21 protein-coding genes are annotated in these 21,980 nt (G+C 72.3%); 7 read left to right on the top strand and 14 right to left on the bottom strand.

The features are described 5' to 3' along the window. Positions 1-51: 51 nt before the first annotated feature. The 3 genes from typA to ABT053_RS14775 all read left to right on the top strand — a co-directional run bounded on the left by typA (position 52) and on the right by ABT053_RS14775 (position 2,908). The gene (typA, locus tag ABT053_RS14785) at positions 52-1,905 is read left to right on the top strand and encodes a translational GTPase TypA (protein WP_350969521.1); all 1,854 of its coding nucleotides are present in this window, start codon (positions 52-54) and stop codon (positions 1,903-1,905) included. A gap of 205 nt (positions 1,906-2,110) precedes the next feature. After that, on the top strand, positions 2,111-2,731 hold the full coding sequence (locus ABT053_RS14780) for a superoxide dismutase family protein (protein WP_350969520.1): 621 nt from the start codon (positions 2,111-2,113) through the stop codon (positions 2,729-2,731). Between the two features lie 27 nt (positions 2,732-2,758). Beyond that, entirely contained in the window at positions 2,759-2,908 is a 150-nt protein-coding gene (locus tag ABT053_RS14775) for a hypothetical protein (protein ID WP_350969519.1), read from the top strand. Positions 2,909-3,153: 245 nt separating this feature from the next. Here ABT053_RS14775 and ABT053_RS14770 read toward each other — a convergent pair whose 3' ends face one another. From ABT053_RS14770 to ABT053_RS14760, 3 genes are all read right to left on the bottom strand, one after another. Then, positions 3,154-4,308 carry a sensor histidine kinase gene (locus ABT053_RS14770; protein ID WP_350969518.1) on the bottom strand — a complete coding sequence of 385 codons (1,155 nt, stop codon included), beginning with the start codon at positions 4,306-4,308 and terminating at the stop codon, positions 3,154-3,156. Continuing rightward, a complete protein-coding gene (locus ABT053_RS14765; RefSeq protein ID WP_350969517.1) occupies positions 4,305-4,961 on the bottom strand; it encodes a response regulator transcription factor in 657 nt (218 codons plus the stop codon). The genes ABT053_RS14770 and ABT053_RS14765 overlap by 4 nt, the downstream gene beginning before the upstream one ends. Positions 4,962-5,207: 246 nt before the next feature. Continuing rightward, positions 5,208-5,384, bottom strand: coding sequence for a hypothetical protein (locus tag ABT053_RS14760; protein WP_350969516.1), 177 nt, complete (start codon positions 5,382-5,384; stop codon positions 5,208-5,210). Here ABT053_RS14760 and ABT053_RS14755 point away from each other — a divergent pair. Continuing rightward, the gene (locus ABT053_RS14755) at positions 5,373-6,671 is read left to right on the top strand and encodes a hypothetical protein (protein ID WP_350969515.1); all 1,299 of its coding nucleotides are present in this window, start codon (positions 5,373-5,375) and stop codon (positions 6,669-6,671) included. The two genes, ABT053_RS14760 and ABT053_RS14755, sit on opposite strands and share 12 nt — an antisense overlap. Here the strand turns inward: ABT053_RS14755 and ABT053_RS14750 are convergent. The 4 genes from ABT053_RS14750 to ABT053_RS14735 form a co-directional block, all read right to left on the bottom strand. Then, positions 6,613-7,065 carry a hypothetical protein gene (locus tag ABT053_RS14750; protein ID WP_350969514.1) on the bottom strand — a complete coding sequence of 151 codons (453 nt, stop codon included), beginning with the start codon at positions 7,063-7,065 and terminating at the stop codon, positions 6,613-6,615. The genes ABT053_RS14755 and ABT053_RS14750 overlap by 59 nt on opposite strands. Continuing rightward, the gene (locus tag ABT053_RS14745) at positions 7,062-7,610 is read right to left on the bottom strand and encodes an RNA polymerase sigma factor (RefSeq protein ID WP_350969513.1); all 549 of its coding nucleotides are present in this window, start codon (positions 7,608-7,610) and stop codon (positions 7,062-7,064) included. The genes ABT053_RS14750 and ABT053_RS14745 overlap by 4 nt, the downstream gene beginning before the upstream one ends. Before the next feature lie 108 nt (positions 7,611-7,718). Beyond that, complete coding sequence (locus tag ABT053_RS14740) at positions 7,719-8,633, bottom strand: polysaccharide deacetylase family protein (protein ID WP_350969512.1); 915 nt, start codon at positions 8,631-8,633, stop codon at positions 7,719-7,721. Between the two features lie 255 nt (positions 8,634-8,888). Then, on the bottom strand, positions 8,889-9,467 hold the full coding sequence (locus ABT053_RS14735; RefSeq protein ID WP_350969511.1) for a helix-turn-helix domain-containing protein: 579 nt from the start codon (positions 9,465-9,467) through the stop codon (positions 8,889-8,891). 85 nt (positions 9,468-9,552) lie between these two features. Here ABT053_RS14735 and ABT053_RS14730 point away from each other — a divergent pair, with 85 nt between their 5' ends. Both ABT053_RS14730 and ABT053_RS14725 read left to right on the top strand, forming a co-directional pair. Further along, positions 9,553-10,389 carry an EamA family transporter gene (locus ABT053_RS14730; protein ID WP_350969510.1) on the top strand — a complete coding sequence of 279 codons (837 nt, stop codon included), beginning with the start codon at positions 9,553-9,555 and terminating at the stop codon, positions 10,387-10,389. 213 nt (positions 10,390-10,602) lie between these two features. Further along, positions 10,603-11,541: an anti-sigma factor RsbA family regulatory protein gene (locus ABT053_RS14725; protein ID WP_350969509.1), complete on the top strand. Its 939-nt coding sequence runs from the start codon at positions 10,603-10,605 to the stop codon at positions 11,539-11,541. A gap of 175 nt (positions 11,542-11,716) precedes the next feature. Here the strand turns inward: ABT053_RS14725 and ABT053_RS14720 are convergent, their stop codons facing one another. The 3 genes from ABT053_RS14720 to smc all read right to left on the bottom strand — a co-directional run bounded on the left by ABT053_RS14720 (position 11,717) and on the right by smc (position 18,325). Continuing rightward, a complete protein-coding gene (locus ABT053_RS14720; RefSeq protein ID WP_350969508.1) occupies positions 11,717-12,313 on the bottom strand; it encodes a sigma-70 family RNA polymerase sigma factor in 597 nt (198 codons plus the stop codon). A 638-nt stretch (positions 12,314-12,951) separates the two neighbouring features. Continuing rightward, positions 12,952-14,142 carry a signal recognition particle-docking protein FtsY gene (gene ftsY, locus ABT053_RS14715; protein ID WP_350969507.1) on the bottom strand — a complete coding sequence of 397 codons (1,191 nt, stop codon included), beginning with the start codon at positions 14,140-14,142 and terminating at the stop codon, positions 12,952-12,954. Positions 14,143-14,560: 418 nt separating this feature from the next. Then, positions 14,561-18,325, bottom strand: a complete 3,765-nt coding sequence (smc, locus tag ABT053_RS14710; RefSeq protein WP_350969506.1) for a chromosome segregation protein SMC — start codon at positions 18,323-18,325, stop codon at positions 14,561-14,563. A 185-nt stretch (positions 18,326-18,510) separates the two neighbouring features. Here smc and ABT053_RS14705 point away from each other — a divergent pair, with 185 nt between their 5' ends. Then, positions 18,511-19,314, top strand: coding sequence for an alpha/beta hydrolase-fold protein (locus ABT053_RS14705; RefSeq protein ID WP_350969505.1), 804 nt, complete (start codon positions 18,511-18,513; stop codon positions 19,312-19,314). 77 nt (positions 19,315-19,391) lie between these two features. Here the strand turns inward: ABT053_RS14705 and ABT053_RS14700 are convergent, their stop codons facing one another. From ABT053_RS14700 to rnc, 4 genes are all read right to left on the bottom strand, one after another. Next, a complete protein-coding gene (locus ABT053_RS14700; RefSeq protein ID WP_344748163.1) occupies positions 19,392-19,586 on the bottom strand; it encodes a hypothetical protein in 195 nt (64 codons plus the stop codon). Positions 19,587-19,778: 192 nt separating this feature from the next. After that, positions 19,779-20,054, bottom strand: a complete 276-nt coding sequence (locus tag ABT053_RS14695) for an acylphosphatase (protein ID WP_350969504.1) — start codon at positions 20,052-20,054, stop codon at positions 19,779-19,781. Beyond that, entirely contained in the window at positions 20,051-20,926 is an 876-nt protein-coding gene (gene mutM / locus ABT053_RS14690; protein ID WP_350969503.1) for a bifunctional DNA-formamidopyrimidine glycosylase/DNA-(apurinic or apyrimidinic site) lyase, read from the bottom strand. The genes ABT053_RS14695 and mutM overlap by 4 nt, the downstream gene beginning before the upstream one ends. 122 nt (positions 20,927-21,048) lie before the next feature. Beyond that, entirely contained in the window at positions 21,049-21,732 is a 684-nt protein-coding gene (gene rnc / locus ABT053_RS14685) for a ribonuclease III (protein ID WP_329094214.1), read from the bottom strand. Between the last annotated feature and the right edge of the window lie 248 nt (positions 21,733-21,980).

The raw sequence follows: 21,980 nt of genomic DNA, 5'->3' as shown, positions 1-21,980 counted from the left end.
AGGCCGCACTGTCCGCGGCCAGCCTCCACGATCACAGAGTGAGACTCCATCATGCCTTTGAACAGCCGCGACGACCTGCGGAACATCGCGATCATCGCGCACGTCGACCACGGCAAGACCACTCTCGTGGATGCCATGCTCTGGCAGTCGGGCGCCTTCCGCGTCAACCAGGACGTGGACGACCGCGTCATGGACTCCAACGACCTCGAACGCGAGAAGGGCATCACCATTCTCGCGAAGAACACCGCCGTCAAGCACGGCGGCATGACGCTCAACATCATCGACACCCCCGGCCACGCCGACTTCGGCGGTGAGGTCGAGCGGGGCCTGTCCATGGTCGACGGTGTCGTGCTGCTGGTCGACGCCTCCGAGGGGCCGCTGCCGCAGACCCGCTTCGTGCTGCGCAAGGCGTTCGCCGCCAAGATGCCGGTCATCCTGTGCATCAACAAGGTCGACCGCCCCGACGCCCGGATCAAGGAGGTCGTGGACGAGGTCTACGAGCTCTTCATCGACCTGGACGCCACCGAGGACCAGATCGACTTCCCGATCGTCTACGCCTCGGCCAAGGCCGGGCGCGCCTCGCTCAACCGTCCCGAGGACGCGGGCATGCCGGACTCCGAGGACCTGGAGCCGCTGTTCGACGTCATCAAGAGCACGATCCCGGCCCCGGTGTACGACCCCGAGGCCCCGCTGCAGGCGCACGTCACCAACCTCGACGCCTCGTCCTACCTGGGCAGGATCGCGCTGTGCCGCGTCCACCAGGGCACCATCAAGAAGGGCCAGCAGGTCGCCTGGTGCCGCACCGACGGCAGCATCCAGCGGGTGAAGATCACCGAGCTGCTGATGACCGACGCGCTGGAGCGCAAGCCCGCCGAGGAGGCGGGTCCCGGCGACATCATCGCGATCGCCGGAATCCCGGACATCATGATCGGCGAGACCCTCGCCGACCCCGAGGACCCGCGCCCGCTGCCCCTGATCACGGTCGACGAGCCCGCGATCTCCATGACCGTCGGCACCAACACCTCGCCGCTGGTCGGCCGGGTGAAGGGCTCCAAGGTCACCGCCCGCATGGTCAAGGACCGGCTCGACAAGGAGCTCGTCGGCAACGTGTCGCTGCGCGTCCTGCCGACCGACCGCCCCGACGCGTGGGAGGTGCAGGGCCGTGGCGAGCTGGCGCTGGCCATCCTGGTCGAGCAGATGCGCCGCGAGGGCTACGAGCTGACCGTCGGCAAGCCTCAGGTCGTCACCAAGGTCATCGACGGCAAGGTCCACGAGCCGGTCGAGCGGGTGACCATCGACTGCCCCGAGGAATATCTCGGCGCGATCACCCAGCTGCTCGCCGTCCGCAAGGGCCGCATGGAGCACATGACCAACCACGGCACCGGCTGGATCCGCATGGAGTTCGTGGTCCCGGCCCGCGGCCTGATCGGCTTCCGCACCGAGTTCCTCACCGAGACCCGCGGCACCGGCATCGTGAACCACGTGTTCGAGGACTACGAGCCGTGGTTCGGCGAGCTGCGCACCCGCAACAACGGCTCGCTGGTCGCCGACCGGCCGGGCCCGGTGACCCCGTTCGCCATGCTGAACCTGCAGGAGCGCGGCGTCCTGTTCGTCCAGCCGACCACCGAGGTCTACGAGGGCATGATCGTCGGTGAGAACTCGCGCTCCGACGACATGGACGTGAACATCACCAAGGAGAAGAAGCTCACCAACATGCGCTCCTCGACGAGCGACACGACGGAGACGCTGATCCCGCCGCGCCAGCTCTCGCTGGAGCAGGCGCTGGAGTTCATCCGCGAGGACGAGTGCGTGGAGATCACCCCGGAGAACGTGCGCATCCGCAAGGTCGTCCTCGACGCCTCGACCCGCGCCCGGACCACCGCCCGCGCCAAGCGGACCAACTGACCAACTGACCCGTCTGACCCGTCTGACCCACCGCGTCACGTCCGCTTCACACCGTCCCGCCGGGCACACCCGGCGGGACGGTCTCGTCTTTGCCAGACGTGGCGGCGTGGTGACCTCGGCTCCCGGCTCCTCCTGGGGTAGGAACCCTGTACTGGCCGCTCCCCGTCACGGCAGGGGAGCCCAGGACTCGTACGGGGGATATCTCATGTTTCACAGGACCTGTCTCGCCCTGACCGTCGCGTTCGGCACGCCGGCGGCCGGGGCCGTACCGGCCGTCCAGGCGGCCTCGCGGACGCCCGGGATCTCACAGGGGTCGGCACCGTCGGCCAAGGCCGTCATCAAGAACACGGCCGGGAAGAACATCGGCTTCCTGCGCATCGACCACAGGCCGGGCGACAAGTCCAGGCTGACGGTCACCGTCACCGGCCTGCGCGCCGGGTACCACGGCTTCCACGTCCACGCGAAGGGCGTCTGCGACCCCGGGGCGATCGACCCGGTCACCCGCAGCCCCTTCGCCAGCGCGGGCGCGCACTTCACCATCCCGCCGACCGCGCACAGCGGGCACTCCGGCGACCTGCCCAACCTCCTCGTCGGCGCCGACGGCACCGGCGAGGCGACCGTCGTGACCGACCGCTTCCGGGTGGCGCAGCTCTTCGACGCCGACGGCAGCTCCGTCGTCGTCCACGCCCTCCCGGACAACCACTCCAACATCCCCGACCGCTACAGCCACCAGGGACCTCCGAGCGGTACCGGCCCGGACGCGGAGACCCTCAAAGCGGGAGACTCCGGCGGGCGCGTCGCCTGCGGCGTGATCACCAGGAACTAGCGGTCTCCAGCCAGTGGTTTCCAGCCAGTGGTCTCCAACCACCCTCCAAGTGCGGCCGGGCAGGATCTCGTACCGAAAGGGGGGATCATCACCATGCAGGTCATGACCGGCCGGACACACCTGGCCCTGCTGCTCGCGTGGCTGGCCTTCGCCGCGCTCGTAACGCTGCTCGGCTGACGTCCTTTCCGGTACGGCTCCCCCGGGGTGGCGCCGTACCGGACCGAACCGCCGGAAAGCCCGGGAAGCCCGGAAAGCCCGGGGAGCCCGGGGAGGGCTCCCCGCGCCGAGGGACCGGCCTCCCTTGAAAGACCCGCCTCACCCTCGAACCACGCACCCGACCCGCCCTCGAACCGCACACCCGCCTCACCTTCGAACCACGCACCCGGCTCGCCCGGCACCTGCGGGCACCCGAGGACCGGGCATCAGGAGTTCTCGCGCGGCAGCTCGATGGTGATCGTCAGGCCGCCCTCCTCCCGGGAGCCCGCGGCCACGGTGCCGCCGTGGGCCTCGGCGACGACCCGGACGATCGACAGTCCCAGTCCGCTGCCGCGATCGGAGCGCAACCGGTCGCCGTGGAGCCGCCGGAACGGCTCGAAGATCGTCTCGATCTCGTAGTGCGGTACGGGCAACCCGGTGTTCGCCACCACCAGCTCCACCCGGTCGGCGCGCTGCCGGGTGGTCACCCACACCTGGCCGCCGCCGTGGTTGTGCCGGATCGCGTTCTCCACGAGGTTCTGCACGAGCCGCTCGACCAGCACCGGCTCACCGGCGGTCGGCGCGGGGTCCAGCAGCCGGTGGATGGTCACCTCGCGCTCCCCCGCCTCCTCGCCCGCCAGGTCGAGCACGTGCTCGACCACGTCGGTCAGGTCGAAGGGACGGCGGTCGAGGACCGCCTGCTCGCCTTCCGTCAGGGCGAGCAGGCCGTCGATCAGCCTCTCGTGCCGGGCGTTGACCAGCAGCAGGGACTCGCCGAGCCGCTTGACGTCCTCGGTCGCGTCGGGCCGCCTCACCGCCACGTCCACCAGGGTGCGGTTGATGGTGAGCGGGGTGCGCAGCTCGTGGGAGGCGTTGGCGACGAAGCGCCGCTGGCCGTCGAAGGAACGGGCGAGGCGGCCGACGATGGTGTCGACGATGTCGACGAGCTCCTTGACCTCGTCGTCCGGCCCGGCGTAGGTGATACGGCCGGTGAGGTCGTGGCTCTGGGCGATGTGCCGCGCGCTCTCGGTGACCGACCTGACAGGGCGGAGCGCCCAGCCCGCGGCCCGCCAGCCGACCACCGTCGCGACCCCGGCGCCCCCGAGCACCGCGAGGCCGCCCACGGTGAGGACCTTGCTGATCGTGTCGGCCTGGTAGACGCGCCTGACCTGCGCGACCCGCTGCTCCGCCACCCGATAACCAAGATCGTCCGGCAGGTAGTGGGTGCCCCAGACCTGGATGTACCGGGGATGCCGCAACCCGTCGCGGGGCTCCAGGCTCTGCCGTACGAGGAAGGCGAGTCCCGCCACCAGGATGACGCCGAGGTAGAGGAAGACCGTGCCACAGACCACGGCGAACCGGAACCGAACGTTCTTCCTCATGGGATGCGGTATCCCACTCCCGTGACGGTCTCGATGACCGGCGGATCGCCGATCTTCCGGCGCAACTTCATCATCGTCGTCCGCACGGTGTTGGTGAACGGGTCGGTGTGCTCGTCCCACACCTTCTCCAGCAGCGTCTCGCTGGAGACCACCGCCCCACCGGCGCGCAGCAGCTCGGCCAGCACGCCGAACTCCTTACGGGCGAGCGGCACGTAGCGCCCGTCGCGGAACACCTGCCGGTGCGCCCGGTCCAGGCTGATGCCCGCCCGTTCCAGCAGCGGCGGGTCGGCGGGCCGCACCCGGCGGCCCAGCGCGTGCACGCGGGCCGTCAGCTCCTCGAACGCGAACGGCTTGGGCAGGTAGTCGTCGGCGCCGAGGGACAGGCCCGCCACCCGTGAGCGCACGTCGCCCGCCGCGGTGAGCATGATGATCCGCACGTGGGCCCCGTCGGCGACCACGGTCCTGCACACGTCGTCACCGTGTACGCCCGGCAGGTCCCGGTCCAGGACGAGCACGTCGTAGTCGTGGAGCCGCAGCCGCTCCAGCGCCGCCTCCCCGTCGTAGACGACGTCGACGGCGAGCGCCTCACCGCGCAGCCCCTCCGCGATCGAGTCGGCGAGCATCAGCTCGTCCTCGACGACCAGCACCCGCAAGACGCCTCCCCCGGCTCCGAATCGCGCCAGCGTGCCACAGACGGCATAACGCGGACATAACCGATTTCGGTGACGGCAAGATTATCGGCTGATCGCTGGACTGCTCCCACCGTGCCGGGAATTCCCCGGCCTCGGAACGGGGGATCATCCATGCTCACCTCACCCGGCGGGTCCCGGGTCCTGCCCGCCCCGCCCGGAAGGAACGGCCCGCGCGACCGGCTCCGCGCCCTCCGCGATCTACGCGGTCTACGCGGTCCCGGCGGTCCCGGTGGCCTTGACCGCCTCCGCACCCTCCGCGCCCGCCGTGGTCTCCGTGGTCCCCGTGGTCTCCGCGGTCTCCGTGACGCCCTCGGCGGCCACCGGCCGTTCGCCGTCGCGATCGTCCTGGCGGCGGGGCTCCGCGCCCTCGTCATGCTCGGCCACGACACCGCCCGGCTCTACTGGTACGACTCCTTCACCTACCTGAACACCGCCGTCCACCTGCAGCCCTCCGGCGCGTTCCACCCGGCCGGGTACCCCTTCTCGCTGCGGCTGCTGCTGCCCTTCCACAGCGTGGAGCTCGTCGCGGGCGTCCAGCACGCCATGGGCCTCGGCACCGGTCTGATGATCTATCTGGTGCTGCGCCGCCACTCGCTTCCCGGGTGGGGAGCCACCCTCGCGGCCCTGCCCGTGTTGTTCAACCCCGCCTTCCTCAGGCTCGAACACGCCGTGCTGTCCGACACCCAGCTCATCTTCCTCATCACCGCCGCCCTGACGGTCCTGATGTGGCGGACCAGGCCGTCGGCGCGGGCGGTCGCCGTGACGGGCCTGCTGCTGGCACTGGCCGGGCTCACCCGCACGGCCGCGGTGCCGCTGCTGGGGCTGGTCCTGCTCCACCTGCTCCTGCGGCGGGCCGGCCGGCGACAGGTGGTGGCACTGGCCGTCGCCGGGCTGCTGCCGCTCGCGGCCTACGCGGGCTGGTACCACCAGCACCACGGGCGGTTCGCGCTCAGCGGCTCCGACGGCGTGGCGCTGTGGGCGCGCACGATGACGTTCGCCGACTGCTCGGTGATCAGGCCCCCGGCGAGGGAGGCGGTCCTGTGCCCGAACGGCACCGTCGTCGACGCCGCGTCCGAGTACGTCTGGGCTCCCGGCGCCTCGCTCAACAGGTTGCCGGGAGGCCGGTTCGCCCACAACGACCTGGCCAGGTCCTTCGCGCTGCGCGCCATCGCCGCCCAGCCGCTGGACTACCTCCGCGAGGTCGCCCGCGACACCGCGCTCACCTTCGCGGCGACCCCGGTCCGCCATCCCCTGCGCGTCTCCCCCTCCCTGACGTTCCCCGTCGGCTCCTGGCCGCTGCCCGACTTCCCGCTGGTCGACCAGGTGCGCCGCGAGTACGACGGCGACGTCCGGGGGATGTCGTCGGTCGAGCCGTACGCGAGCCTCCTGGGCGCGTACTCCTACCCCGGCGTCCTGCACGGCCCGCTGCTCGGCGCGCTCCTGCTGCTCGGCGGCCTCGGGGCCGTGGGGCGGCGACGCCCGGCCCTGCTGCCGTGGACGGCGGCCGTCTTCCTGCTCCTCGCCCCGATCGCCGTGCTGGACTTCGACCACCGCTACGTGCTGCCGTCGATCCCGATGGCCTGCCTCGCGGCGGCCCTGGCCGTGGCTGGCCTCAGCCGCCGAGTTCGCGCCTGCGTCGCAGCAGGGCGGCGCGGTCGGCACGGGCCCTGAGCAGGACGGCCACCGCGAGCACGGCCAGCGTCGCGGCGACGGCGACCCCCGCCGTACCCGCCCAGGTGCCCCTCGTGGCCGCGACCGCGGCCGTCCCCGCCGTCAGCAGGCCCGTCGCGGCCACCGCCAGCCAGGCGGCGATCACCCGGTCGAGGGCGAACAGCGGCGTCCTGCGGGTCAGCGCCCAGGCCCCGTAACCGGCCCAGCCCAGGCCGAGCGCGACCAGCGCGCCGAAGGCCAGGTGCGTACGGCCAGGCAGGGCGGGCTCCGTGGCCCACAGCAGTCCGGTGAACAGCGCGCCGCCCAGGCCGCCGAGCAGTGCCACGACGTTGCCGATCCTGCGGCGCAGCGACAGCGGCCCCGACAGCCTGCCGATCATGTCCTCGGGGTTCATCTCCGGTATCCCCTCTCCGTGAGCCGGTCGCGCAGCATGCGCCGCGCGCGGGACAGGCGTGACTTGACCGTGCCGACGGGGACGGCGCAGACCTGCGCGCAGTCCTCCAGGGAGAGGTCCTGCAGGTAGAACAGGACGAGGACCTCCCTTTCCCTGACCGGCAGCCCCGACAGGCCCGCGAGCAGGTCGGCGCGGTCCACGAGGGCATCGGCGGGATCGCCGGGATCGCCGGGGCCGCCGGGACCGGCGGAGGCCCGCTCCTCCTCCGCCGGGATCTCGGGCCTGGCGTACTCCTCGCGGAGCCGGTCGGCCACCGCGCGTCTCGCGATCGTGAACAGCCAGGGCGCGAACCTGCCCGGCTCCTTCAGGCGCGGCAGCCCGCGCACCACGGCCACCCAGACCTCCTGGGCCACGTCGTCGGCCCGCGAGGGCCCCAGCATGCGCCGCACGTAGTTCCACACCGGATCGTGCCAGGTCCGCACCAGCTCGGCGAACGCCTCGCGCTCGCCGAGCCGGCACCGGACCACCAGCAGTTCGTCAGTCACCCTGCCTCCTCGCCCGGGACAGTCGGGAAACGGGCGCGGCGGGTTCACGCCACTTCCGCCGGTTCTCTTCCCGGCCCCTCCGTCACGCTTTCCGGACGGGCGCGCCCGTCACGGGCTGCTGCGCCGCCACGGGTTGCTGTAGTACTTCCTCCCGGGCGCGGGACGCCCACCGTACAGCTCGGACAGCGTCACGAACCTGTACCCCCTGGCGGCGAAGTCGTCCAGCACCCTGGGAACGGCCTGGACCGTGGAGTGGTGGATGTCGTGCATCAGCACGATGGAACCCGGCCCCGCCTCGGTCGCGCGCCGGGCGACGAGCGAGGAGTCGTGGTCGCGCCAGTCGAGCGTGTCGACGTCCCACAGGATCTGGGCGAGCCCCAGCTGGCGGCTCTCTGCCGCGACCCTGGAGTCGGTCAGCCCGTACGGCGGGCGCATGAGGATCATCGTGACCCCGGTCGCCTGCTTGACGAGCCACTGGGTACGGCCCAGCTCCTCCCTGATGGCGGCCTGTGACAGCAGGGGCAGCTGCGGGTGGGCCCAGGTGTGGTTGCCCAGCTCGTGCCCCTCGGCCACCATCCTGCGCAGGGTGTTCTCGCCCTCGCCGAAGGCCATCCGCCCGATGACGAAGAAGGTCGCCCTGGCCCGGTATCCGGCGAGGGTGTCGAGCAACGACTCGGTGTAGGCCCCCGGCCCGTCGTCGAAGGTCAGCGCCACGCACCTGATCCGTTCGCAGTTGATCCGGCGCGCCCGCGGGGAGACGGGAAGATCGCCCCGCCCCCAGTGCGGCCGCCCCGCGCCGGGGCCGAGCCCGGGGGTGGGGGCCGGGGCCGGGGTGGAAGCGGGGGCGGGGGGCGGTGCGGTCGCCGGTTCCACCGAGCCCACCAGGGTGATCGGGGAGGTGCAGCCCCAGATCGCGAACAGCAACGCCACCGGCACGACCCACACCCGCCACACCCGCATGCTTCCCCCCGAAAGCGCCGCGGGGACGGCGAGCGGCCCGGCCGGGTCCCCCCGCAAGATCATGACCGGGTATTCCACCAGGATGGGACATCAACGGCCGGTTGCCCGTACCGACGCGCCACTTCATGCCACATCCGGCGAGATGCTCCCCCTGGTGGCCATGTCTCACCCGATGCGGCCAGTTAGAGCTTTAAAGCCCCCAAGACCGGCGGAAACCCCGTAACGCCTCCCGGGCTCCCGGACTCCCGGACTCCCGGAGGCTCGCGGACCGCAAAACAGAGGTGTCGGGATCGGAGAGACGTCAGGGGCGAAAAGACCTCAGGAGCGGTCGGGCGTCTCCCGGGGCTCGGTCACGACCATCATGAACCGCAACGGCGTGTCCCCCTCGTTGGCGTACTTGTGCGGCCGGTCGGCGCTGAACACGACCGCGTCGCCCGTCTCCGCGAGGTGGCTCTTGCCGTACACCGAGAGGGTGAGCCGCCCCTCCAGGACGGTCAGCATCTCGCGCGTGCCCGGGGGGTGGGCGTCGCCGTCGTGGTGGTCGCCGGGGGCGAGCCGCCAGTCCCACAGCTCCAGGATGGCGGGCGCGTCGGTGCCGACCAGCAGCCGCGCGGTGCTGGACTTCCCGTGCGGGAAGGTGATGACGTCGGTGCCGCTGACCACCCGCACCACGGGCGTGTCGGCGACCTCCACCATCCGCGCGACGGTCACCCCGAGCGCGTCCGCGATGCGGGTGAGCGTGCTGATGCTCGGGTTCGTCCTGCCCTGCTCGACCTGGACGAGCATGCCCCGGCTCACTCCCGAGCGCGCGGCGAGCTCGTCGAGGGTCATCTGCCGGTGCGCCCGCTGCGCCCGCACGTTGTTGGCGACCGCGGCGGTGATCGTCTCTGGATCCATGAGTTCAGTGTAGTGAACTCGTTTTGCACTCCATTGCACTTCATATATTGTCCTCCCAGTACAGTCTATTGAACCGAGGTGGAACGTGACGGCTGTGGTGCTGGCGACGGCCTGCGCGCTGGTGTACGGCACCGCGGACTTCCTCGGCGGCCTGGCCACCCGCCGGTCGCGGGTGCTCGCGGTGGTGGTCCTCTCCCAGGCCGCCGGGCTGGCCGTGATCGTCGCGCTGCTGCCGTTCCTGCCGGAGGCTCCCACGCCCGCGGCCCTCGCCTGGGGCGCGGTCTCCGGGCTCTGCGGCACCGCGGGGATCGTGCTGTTCTACCGGGCGCTCGCCACCGGCGTGATGTCGGTGGTCGCGCCGATCACCGCGACCGTCTCGGCGGCGCTGCCCGTGCTGTTCGGGCTCGCCGTCGGGGAGCGCCCCGAGCCGGTCGCGCTGGGCGGCGTGGCCCTCGCGCTGCTCGCGGTCCTGCTGGTGAGCCGCAGCTCCTCGGACAGGAAGGCCAGCCGGGGGTACGGCCCGATCCTGGCCTCGCTCGCCGCGGGCGCGGGGTTCGGCGGCTTCTTCGTCATCGTCGCCCAGGCTCCGGCGGACGCCGGCATGTGGCCGCTGCTCGGAGCGCGCCTGACCTCCGTCACCTGCATCGCCCTGCTCGCGCTGGCCACCGGCCGCGCCCTGCGCCCCGGGCCCGGCACGCTGCGCGTCATCTTCGCGGCCGGGACGCTCGACATGGCCGCCAACGTGCTCTTCGTGCTCGCCCAGCAGCGCGGGATGCTCAGCCTCGTCGCCGTCCTGGTCTCGCTCTACCCGGCGAGCACCCTGCTGCTCGCCCGCCACTTCCTGGGCGAACGACTCAACACGGTGCAGGTGGTGGGAATCGGCTTCACCCTGGCCGCGATCGCGCTGATCGCGTCCGGTTGACCCCCGCCCTCGCCGCGCTCACCCTGACCGCGCCCGATCGAACCCCGTCCTCGCCGCGCTCACCCTGATCGAACCTCACCCTCGCCTCGCTCGCCCTGACCGCGCCCGATCGAACCCCGTCCTCGACGCGTTCGCGCTGATCGCGCCCGGTTGACCCGATGTCGCCGACTGACTCTGTTGTGTTGAGGCCGGACGCTTGTTACGGTCATCCCCGTGCAGCCCGAGCGGGCGTTCCTCGACTCCGGCGGGCCGTTCGCGCACACGGCTGTCGCGTACGGCTCCGATTCCGGTTTCCTGAGACTCGTCCAGCCCCTGATCGCCGGCGCCCTCCGCGAGGGCCGGCGGATCCTGGTCGTCGCGGGCGAGCGCGGGCTCGACCTGATCGGTGACGCCTTCGGCACCGACACCCGTCTCATCGACCGCCGCCTCGCCGGGAAGTGGTACGCCCACCCGACGCGGACCCTCGCCGCCTACCACGACTACATCCGGCAGCGGGAGCGCCCGCTGGTCCTCGGGGAGCCGGTGTGGTCGGGCTGGACCGAGCGGCAGGCCCGCGAGTGGATCCGCTACGAGTCGGTGCTCAACGCCGCCTTCGCCGCGATCCCGGTCAGCCTGTGGTGCCTGTACGACGAGACGCTGGCGCTCGACCACGTCCCGCGCACCCACCCCACCGAGCTGAGCGACGCCGGCCTGCGGCGGAGTGACCACTACGTCTCCCCGGAGCGGTTCGCGCTGCCGGGGGACGACCTCCCCCTCCCCGACCCGCCCCCGTCCGCGGTGGTCACCGACTTCACCCTGGAGGAGCTGGGACGGCTGCGCGCCCTCGTCACCGACCACGCGCACCGGGCGGGCGTACGGCGCGACCTGGTCGCCTCGCTCGTGCTGAGCGTCTCGGAGATGGCGGCCAACAGCGTGGAGCACGGCGCGGGACACGGCAGGGCGACCATCTGGGCGGACGGCGGCGAGATCGTGTGCGAGATCGCCGACTCCGGCGGCGGCGGCCTGGACGTCCCGCTGCCCGGCTACCTCCCGCCCGAGCCCGGGTCGCCGCGCGGCTACGGCCTCTGGATCAGCCGCCAGCTCTGCGACCTGGTCCAGGTGCGCGGCGTGGACGGCGAGCTGAGGGTCAGGCTCCACCTGACACTGGACTGACCGCCCGTCCCGCCCGTCCCGCCCGTCCCGCCCAGATACGCGCGCGCGTACGACCCGCCGTGGGCCGTCCCCACCGGTACGCGAAGGCGCCGGACACACGCGTACGGCCCGCACCCTCTACGGGTGCGGGCCGTACGCGAAGCCGGAAAACGGGAGAGGAGAGGGAGAACGGGGGTCAGGCGGCCTGGGCCTCCTCGGACACGCGGAGACCGGCCTCCTCGCGGGCGTAGTCCTCGAGCATGGTGCGGAGCTGGCGCCGGCCCCGGTGGAGGCGGGACATGACCGTGCCGATGGGGGTGCCCATCCGCTCGGCGATCTCCTTGTAGGCGAAGCCCTCGACGTCGGCCAGATAGACGGCCACCCGGAAGTCCTCGGGCAGGGCACGCAGGGCGTTCATCACCGCGCTGTCGGGCAGCTGCTCCAGCGCCTCGGTCTCGGCGGACTTGAGACCGCTGGACATGTGGGACTCGGCGGCGGCGAGCTGCCAGTCCTCGATCTCCTCGGTGGCCGAGAGCTTGGGCGAGCGCTGCTTCTTGCGGTAGTCGTTGATGAAGTTGTTGGTCAGGATGCGGTGCAGCCACGCCTTGAGGTTGGTGCCCTCACGGAACTGGTGGTACGAGGTGAAGGCCTTGGTGACGGTCTCCTGGACCAGGTCCTCGGCGTCGGCGGTGTTGCGGGTCAGACGCATCGCGGACGCGTAAAGCTGGCTGGTGACCGGCACGACATCACGCTCGAACCAGTCCTGGCGCTGCTCTTCCGTCATCGTGATCATTGGACCCCCCTCGTGCTCTTCCCCCCACTACCGCCCGGCAACGTCACGACGCACCCTTTCTGACGGCGTACCTGATGCTCGCAGGCACCTTGTAAGGGGGCCGTTAAAAGCTTTACGTGGTCAGGGGACTGATCTTTGGCTGTGCCAACGGCGGGTGCGACACGCTCTACAGCCGAACAAGTCTCAGTATCGTAACATCGTTCCCCTGATTCGGTAGAAGGTGTGTCCATCATCACATAACCCCAGGTAGAGGCCACTTTGGGGTCGCGATAAACGCCGATCGCCGCACCTCCGGAACCCGTCGCCGACCGGCCGCGGCCGACCGCCGGACCGAGGCCCGCACCCTGAGAAACTCCGGCACCCATCTCCACGTCTCCCCGCTTCCCACGCGTTGGGGACTTAATCTCCTCCTCAAGAGACGGGCCGGCACCCCCCTGCGGTTCACCCGGACGCCACGCCCGGTCCCCCTTCCCGTACGGCCTGATGGACGGCGGGAACGACTCGCCGATCATGACCTGGAAGCATTCGAACGGCCCGCCCGCGATAAGCGACGCTTATCGCGGGCGGGCCGTTCGTCGATCACGCGCCGGGCCGCCGAGGGCGGCGAGCCCCCGGGCCGCGGAAAGGGCGGGAGGGGCTCAGTCTCCGAGGAGCGCGTCCACGAAGACCTCGGGGTCGAACGGCGCCAGGTCGTCGGGCCCCTCGCCGAGGCCCACCAGCTTGACCGGGACGCCCAGCTCGCGCTGGACGGAGATGATGATGCCGCCCTTGGCGGTGCCGTCGAGCTTGGTCAGGGCGATGCCGGTGATGTTGACGACCTCGGCGAACACCTGGGCCTGGCGCATCCCGTTCTGGCCCGTGGTGGCGTCGAGGACGAGCAGGACCTCGTCGACCGTGGCCTTCTTCTCGATGACCCGCTTGACCTTGCCGAGCTCGTCCATCAGGCCGGTCTTGGTGTGCAGCCGCCCCGCGGTGTCGACGATCACCACGTCGGCCTTCTCCCTGATGCCCTCGGCGACGGCGTCGAAGGCCACCGAGGCGGGGTCGCCGCCCTCGGGTCCGCGTACGACCGCGGCACCCACCCGGTCTCCCCAGGTCTGCAGCTGGTCGGCGGCGGCGGCGCGGAAGGTGTCGGCGGCGCCCAGCACGACCTTGCCGCCGTCACCGATGAGGACGCGCGCCAGCTTGCCGGTGGTGGTGGTCTTGCCGGTGCCGTTGACGCCGACCACGAGGACCACCGCGGGACGCTCGCCGTGCGGCGTGGTGTGCAGCGTACGGTCCATGTCGACGCCGATCTGGGTGAGCAGCTGCTCCCTGAGCAGGGCGCGCGCCTCCTCGGGCGTCCGGCTGCCCAGCACCTTCACCCGGGTGCGCAGCTCCTCGACCATCGCCCTGGTCGGCGTCACGCCGACGTCGGCGGTGATCAGGGTCTCCTCGATCTCGTCCCACGCGTCGTCGTCCAGACGGTCGCGGGAGAGCAGCTCCAGGAGCCCCTTGCCGAGCGTGCTCTGCGACCGGGCCAGGCGGGCGCGGAGCCGTACCATCCGTCCGGCGGACGGCGGCGGAACCTCGATCACCGGCGCGACGACGGTGACCTCCGCGGGCTCCACCGGCTTGGCCGGCGGCGGCACGGTGGTCGTCGAGGCGTCGTCGTCCACGACCGTGCCGTGGCCCGGGGCCCGCGTCTCCTCGGGGATCGACGGCGCCCGGGGCGGTTCGACCCGCGGCGGCGCGGTCTTGCCACCCGACCTGAACAGCAGGAGCATGCCGCCCCCCGCCAACAGGGCGATGACGACGATGATCGCGATTATGCCGAGATAGGCTTCCACAAGAGCACAGTTTTCCAGACGCCCCGGGATGCTCCGACACCCCGGTGCTCCCGACCGGCCTGCGCTCCGTCACCGAGCGCCACCACACGGCCTCGCGGATCAGCGCTCTTCCTGGACAACTTGTCCCCCACCGGCCCCGCGCGCCCCGGAAAACCGCTTCCCCACCGCCCCCGCGCGCCCTGGACGACCGCCTCCCCGCCGACCCCGCGCTCTCCCGGAAAACCGCTCCCGCGCTCCTCGGAGAACCGCCACCCACCGGCCCCGCGCCCCGGACGACCGCCTCGCCGCCGACCCCGCGCTCTCCGGGAAAACCGCTCCCGCGACCCCGCGCCCCCCGGGGAACCGCCACCCACCGCCCCCGCGAACCCCCCGCCCCCGCCCTGTGCCTCGTGCCCCGGCGAGAACCGGGCTCCCCGGCTCAGACGGACTCGTGCTCCCTCAGGCGCTGGCTGATGACCTGGGTGACGCCGTCCCCGCGCATCGACACGCCGTACAGCGCGTCGGCGATCTCCATGGTGCGCTTCTGGTGGGTGATGATGATGATCTGCGAGGTCTGCCGGAGCTCCTCGAAGAGGGTGAGCAGGCGCTGGGTGTTGGTGTCGTCCAGCGCGGCCTCGACCTCGTCCATCACGTAGAACGGCGAGGGGCGCGCCTTGAAGATGGACACGAGGAACGCCACCGCGGTCAGCGACCGCTCGCCGCCCGACAGCAGCGAGAGCCGCTTGACCTTCTTGCCCGGCGGCCGGGCCTCGACCTCGACGCCGGTGGTCAGCATGTTCTCGGGGTCGGTGAGCAGCAGCCTGCCCTCGCCGCCGGGGAACACCCGCGTGAAGATCGTCTCGAACTCGCGGGCCACGTCCGCGAAGGCCGCGCCGAAGACCTGCTCGACCCGGTCGTCGACCTCCTTGACCACGAGCAGCAGGTCGCGGCGGGTCTTCTTGAGATCCTCCAGCTGCGAGGTGAGGAACGAGTGGCGTTCCTCCAGCGCCGCGAACTCCTCGAGCGCGAGCGGGTTGACCTTGCCGAGCTGGGCCATCTGGCGGTCGGCCGCCCTCGCCCGCTTGAGCTGCTCGTCGCGGTCGTAGGGAACGGGATCGCCGTCGGCCGTCGGGATCGGCTCGCCGGGACCGTACTCGGCGATGAGGGTGTCGGCCTCGACGCCGTACTCCTCCACCGCCCGGCCCTCCAGCTGCTCCAGGCGGAGCCGCTGCTCGGTGCGGGCCACCTCGCTGCCGTGCGCCCGGTTGACCAGCTTGTCCAGCTCGCCGGAGAGCTCCCGGACGCGGATCCTGACGGCCTTGAGCGAGGCGTCGATCTGCCCGCGCGCCCGGTCGGCCTCGTCGCGCTCGCCCGCGGCGGCCGCCAGGGAGGTCTCCAGCGCGCGCAGCGCCCGCTCGGCGCCCCGGACGACCGCCTGGGCCGTCAGGGCCTGCCTGCGCCGCCACTCGCGCCGCTCGGCCGCCCTGGAACGCTCCTCGCGCTCGCGCTCGGCGGCCCGCGTCAGCTCGTCGGCCCGGCCCTCGATGCCCCTGACCCGCTCCTCCGCCGTCCGTACGGCGAGGCGGACCTCCATCTCGTCCTGTCTGGCCGTCGCGCAGATCTCGGCGAGCTCGTCGCGGAGCTCGGTGGTGGGCTCGGTCTCCAGCTCCTCGGCGCCGACGGCCGCGGCGAGCCGCTCCTCCAGCTCGGCGAGCCCGGCCGCGTCACGGTCGCGCGCCTCCTCCGCGGCCCGTACGCCCCCGGCCAGGCGCTCGCACTCGTCGCGGGCCGCCTTGGCCGCGGCGCCCAGCTGGGCGAGCCGCTTGGCCACCGCGGCGACCCGCTGGTCGGCGTCGCGCTGCCTGGCCCTGACCCGGTCCAGGGCGGCCTGCGCGGCGTTCACCCCGGCCTGCGCGTTCTGCACGCCCGTCTGCGCCTCGGCGACCCTCGCCTGGGCGCTCTCGACCGCGAGCTGCGCCTCCGCCTCGGCCTCGGCGGCCTCCTCCAGCTCCGTTCCGGCCCGCTCGGCGGCGATCCCGGCCCCGGCCAGGTCCGCGGCGGCCTCGTCGAGGGCGGCCCGCATCTGGAGCGCGGAGGTGCCGCCCGCCGAACCGCCCTCGGCGGCGTGGGTGCCCAGCAGGTCGCCCGACCGGGTGACGGCCCGCAGCCCGGGACGCTGCTCGACCGCCTTCCTCGCGGTCGCGAGATCGTCGACGACCAGCACGTCCGCGAGCAGGTGGGCGGCGGCGGCCCGCAGCCCGGCGGAGACCGTGACCAGGTCGATCGCCCACTCGGCCCCGGCCAGCGGCACCTGCCCCTGTGAGCCCTGCGAACCCTGTGAACCCTGTGAGCCCGAGGAGCCCTGTGAGCCCGCCGGGTCCGCCGAACCCGCCGACCCCGACCCCGGCCCCGCCTCGCCCGAGGCGATGACGAGGGTGGCGTGGCCGCCCTCGTGGCCCCTGAGGAACTCGATCGCGTCGGCGGCGCTCTGCAGCGACTCCACGGCGACGGCCTCGGCGGCGGCCCCGAGCACGGCCGCGACGGCCACCTCGGCGCCGGGCCGCACGGACAGCATGGTCGCCACCGGGCCGAGCACCCCGGCCAGGTCGGCGGCGAGCAGCGCGGCGGCGCCGTCGGCGCCCCCGGCCAGGCCCATCTCCAGCGCCTCGAACCTGGCCTCCAGAGCGGCCACCTGGCGCTGCGCCTGCTGGTCGGTCTTGCGGGCGGCGGCGAGGGCGGCCCTCGCGGCGCCGAGCGCGGAGCTGGGGGCCGCGACGGCCGCCTTGGCCTCCTCGACCCCGGCCCTGGCCAGCTCGACGGACTCCCTGGCCTGCTCGACCGTCTCCAGGGCGATCTCCAGCTCCTCGGCGAGGGCGGGGTCGGCGGACGGCTCGGCCCGCTCCTGGCCGTCGTGCGCGGCCTGGGCCTCCTCCGCGCGCCGCTCGGCCTCCTCCAGCGAACGCCGCAGCCTGCCGATCTCCTCCTCGGCGGCCCCCGCCCGGCTGCGCGCGGCCCCGGCCTGGCCCCTCAGCCTGGCCAGGCCCTCGCGCCGGTCCGCGGCGGCCCTGGCCTCCGCGGCCAGCCTCCGCTCCTCGGCGGCGAGCGCGGCCTCGGTCTCGGCGCGCCTGGCCACCGCTCCGGCGAGCGACTCCCGCTCCCCTTCGAGCAGCTCGGCCAGGACCCGCTCCTGCTCGCGGACCTCCTCGGCCTCGCGTTCGAAGTCCTCGGGGTCGCGCCCGCGCCGCTCCACGGCGGTGTCGGTGGCGTTCCGGTGCCGCTCGGCGGCGAGCCCGGCCAGGCCCCTGAGGCGCTCGCGGAGGGAGGACAGGCGGAAGAACGTCTCCTGGGCGGCGGCGAGGCGCGGCTGGGCCTCGGCCTCGGCGGCCTCCAGCTCGGACTCGGCGACCTGGCCCTGCTCCAGCTCGACCTCCACCGCGGCGCGGCGGGTGAGGACGGCCTCCTCGTCGGCCATCTCCCGTTCCAGGGTGGTCCGCAGGGTGAGCACGTCGTCGGCGAGCAGCCGGAGCCTGGCGTCGCGCAGGTCGGCCTGGATGACGGCGGCCTTGCGGGCGATCTCGGCCTGGCGGCCCAGCGGCTTGAGCTGGCGGCGCAGCTCGGTGGTGAGGTCCTGGACCCGGGTCATGTTGGCCTGCATGGCGTCGAGCTTCCGAAGCGCCTTCTCCTTGCGCTTGCGGTGCTTCAGGACGCCCGCGGCCTCCTCGATGAACGCCCTGCGCTCCTCGGGCCCCGCGTGCAGCACCTGGTCGAGCTGGCCCTGCCCGACGATGACGTGCATCTCGCGGCCGATGCCGGAGTCGGACAGCAGCTCCTGGATGTCGAGCAGGCGGCAGGTGTCGCCGTTGATGGCGTACTCGCTCTGGCCCGCCCGGAACATCAGGCGGCTGATCGTCACCTCGGTGTAGTCGATCGGGAGCATGCCGTCGGTGTTGTCGATGGTCAGCGTGACCTCGGCGCGTCCCAGCGGGGCCCGCGAGGAGGTGCCGGCGAAGATGACGTCCTCCATCTTGCCGCCGCGCAGCGACTTGGCGCTGTGCTCGCCCATCACCCAGGCGAGGGCGTCGACCACGTTGGACTTGCCGGATCCGTTGGGGCCGACGACGGCGGTGATGCCCGGTTCGAACCGGAGCGTGGTGGCGGAGGCGAAGGATTTGAACCCGCGCAGGGTAAGGGTCTTGAGATACAACGAAACCCCCCATCCACGGCGCGGCCGCGCCGGCCGGCGTGTCACACGCCGTGTCCCGGGCGCCGGTGAACGCGTCTTGCCTTGTCAGCCCACTGTCAGCCCACGGTCAGCCCACGGCTTCGGTCACGCGGGAAGACTACCGTTCTTCACCCGCGCCCGCCCGCGCACCGCCTATGGTGCCCTGCATGGACGCGGAACGCGGTGGGGGCGAGGCTCCATCACACCCATCGGGCGGCAGGGGTCTCCTCAGGCGGCGCGCCTTCCTCGTGGGCGGCGGGCTGGCCGCGCTCGGCCTCGGCGGCGCCGCCCTGGCGGCCGGGCCCGAGGGCTTCAGGGACGCGTACGCCCAGATCGTCTGCGGCGCGGTCCCCGAACCCCCGGTGACCTCGCCTGGAACGCTCCAGCGCAGCCGAGTCGACCGGCGGCGCGTGATCGTCGGGATGCCGCCGGGAGCGGGGGACGGGCTTCCCGTGGTGGTGATGCTGCACGGCGCCGCGGGTGACGCGCGCACGCCGTTCGACGTCTACGCGATCGACCGCTATCTGGCCGCGGGCGGCGGGCGTTTCGCGCTGGCCTCCATCGACGACTGGCCCTCCGCCGACATCCCGGGCACGCTGCTGCCGTACCTGACCACGAACGGGATGAACACCACGAGGATCGGGCTGATGGGCTGGTCCGCCGGAGGCGCCGGGGCGCTGAGGCTCGCCGCGGAGCTGGGCCCCGAACAGGTGGGGGCCGTGGTCGCGGCGTCGCCCGCGGTGAGCGCGGCCCAGGCGCCGCTGCGCGAGCTCGTGGACATCCCGGTCTGGCTGGGGTGCGGCGAGCGCGACGCGTGGGCTCGGCAGACCCAGACCATGCTGAAGGGCCTGAAGGCACTGGGTGCCACGGCCGAGGGAGGGATTACCGAAGGGTGCCAGGACACGGCCTACCGCCGCAGGGTCTTACCCGAGCAGCTGGCCTTCCTGGCACGGCATATAGGACGCGCGTGACGGTTGTGACGCGCGTATCGATATGACAAGGGACGCCCCAATGAGGCGTCCCTGGACTGTGTGTTCCGCCCCGGCCTCTAGGTGAGGGCCGGCTCGCGATCCTGCAGACGGTTGAACTCCTCGTCGCGGGTGCCGGCCGCGAGTTCGTCGTTCTGGGCCTGGAGCCGGGTGAGCTCTCCCTCGAGATCACGGATGCGCTGCTGGAGGCGACGCATTTCCGAGACCATACGAGGGTCGGGACCGCCGACGTGGCCGAGTAGAGCCTTCGCCATAGTAAAGGGTCCTCCACGCTGAGTGACCAGACTGGTTCGCGCACTTCTTTTACCGCGGGAGGGGTGCGCGTGGTTCTTTATCAAGAGTCGCACCGGTGAGGGAGACGGTCAAGTTGAACGCTCCGGATGGATGCACCAGTAGGCACTCTCGACGGTCAACTATACCTTATTTTGGGCGGTTTGGGGAAGTGGTCAGCGCTCGACAAAACCCTGGAGACCGCCTTTGGTCTCGCTCCAGCGTTCGACGACCCCGTCGACCCGGCCGGGAGTGTGCCCGTCCCTGAGCAGGGCGAGCAGCGCGGCGCACGACTTCTCCGGGCCCTGCGCGACCACCTCCACCCGGCCGTCATCGGTGTTGCGCGCCCAGCCGGTCAGGCCGAGCTCCAGCGCCCTGGCACGCGTCCACCAGCGGAAACCCACACCCTGAACGTGCCCCCTGACCCAGGCCGTCAACCGCACGTCCGTCACGCCACGGCCCCTCTCGGCCTGGGCTGGCAGCGGGGGCAACTGTAGGAGGAACGGTTCATGAACGATTCGCGGACGATCGGGGCGCCGCACCGGGAGCAGGGTTCGTCGCGCCGACCGTAAACCGCGAGGGAGCGGTCGAAGTAACCGCTTTCCCCATTGACATTCACGTAGAGACTGTCGAAGGATGTGCCTCCCTCGGACAGGGCTGCGGACATCACCTCCCGGGCCGCGGCCAGCAGCTCGGCCACCTTCGGCCGGGTCAGCGTCGCGGTGGGGCGGGCGCCGTGCAGCCTGGCCCGCCAGAGGGCCTCGTCGGCGTAGATGTTGCCGACACCGCTGATCAGCGACTGGTCCAGGAGAGCCCGCTTGACCTCGGTCTGGCGGGCGCGCAGCCGGTGGGCGAAGCCGTCGTCGTCGAAACCCTTCTCGAACGGGTCGGCCGCGATGTGCGCGATCGGCTCGGGCACCGCCCGGCCGCCGGCCTGCGTCATGCCGGTCACCAGCACGTGGCCGAAGGTCCGCTGGTCGACGAAGCGCAGCTCGGGGCCGCCGTCGGTGAAGGCGATCCGGACGCGAAGGTGCTTCTCCGGCGCCGAGTCCGGCTCCACGACCAGCAGCTGGCCGCTCATCCCGAGGTGCGCCAGGATCGCGTCGGAGCCGTCGGAGCCGCCCAGGGGCAGCCAGAGGTATTTGCCCCTGCGCTCGGCGGGGCCGACCGTGCGGCCCTCCATGCGGGCGGAGAACTCCACGGCGCCGGGGACGTGCCGCCTGATCGCCCTAGGGTGGAGCACCTCGGCGCGGGCGACGACCCGGCCGGAGACCCATCGCTCCAGGCCGCGGCGTACCACCTCGACCTCGGGCAGCTCGGGCATGCGTCCCCTCCTCTGGCGACTCGGCTCGGATCGGCTCAGCTTGACTCGGCTCAGCTCGGCTCGGGGCGACTCGGCGCGGGCCGGAGTGACTCGGCGCGGCCCGGCGCGGCCCGGCCGGCCGGTCAGCTGGCCTCGCGCCGCTCGCGGTCCTCGCGGATGCGGTTCCAGGCGGCCTCGGCGGCCTGCTGCTCGGCCTCCTTCTTCGAGCGCCCGGACCCCGAACCGTACGCCTCGCCGCCGACGCGGACGACCGCGGTGAAGGACTTGGCGTGGTCGGGACCGCTCTCCTCGACATGGTATTCGGGCACGCCGAGCGACTCGGACGCGGTGAGCTCCTGCAGGGAGGTCTTCCAGTCGAGCCCGGCGCCGAGCGAGGCGGAGCGGGTGATGAGCGGGTCGAAGAGCAGGTGGACGACGCGGAACGCCTCGTCCAGGCCCCTGTTCACGTAGACCGCGCCGATGAGCGCCTCAAGGGTGTCGGCGAGGATCGAGGACTTGTCGCGGCCTCCCGTGCCCTCCTCGCCCCGGCCGAGCCGCAGGAAGCGGCCCAGGCCCAGCGAGCGGGCCACGTCGGCGAGGGCGCGCATGTTGACCACCGCGGCCCTGAGCTTGGCCAGCTGCCCCTCGGGCAGGTCCGGGTGGTTGCGGTAGAGGGTGTCGGTGACGACCAGGCCCAGCACCGAGTCGCCGAGGAACTCCAGGCGCTCGTTGGTCGGCAGGCCGCCGTTCTCGTACGCGTAGGAGCGGTGCGTCAGCGCCCGCTCCAGGATGGCCACGTCAAGGCGCACCAGAAGGAGGCGCTCCAGCTCTTCCTTGACGAACTCGACGGCGATCGGCTTGACACTCGTACCCACGGCTTCTCCTCGCACGTTCTCTCAGCGAATGCGCGATGGCGAAGGAAGGAACGAGAGATGCCCGAAGATGTGGTGGGCGCCGGGAGGGCACGCGTTTCACCGCGAACCCCGGCGTCCACCACAGCCGCGGGCGGACCGCCATCGCAGGGGGTGCAGACGGTGACGCCGACCGGGGCCCGTGGAGGACCCGGCCGGCATCC

Source organism: Streptosporangium sp. NPDC002524, assembly GCF_040295985.1.
GTDB lineage: Bacteria > Actinomycetota > Actinomycetes > Streptosporangiales > Streptosporangiaceae > Streptosporangium.
Note: the sequence above shows the minus strand (reverse complement) of the source record. Positions and strands in the feature narration are given on the sequence as shown.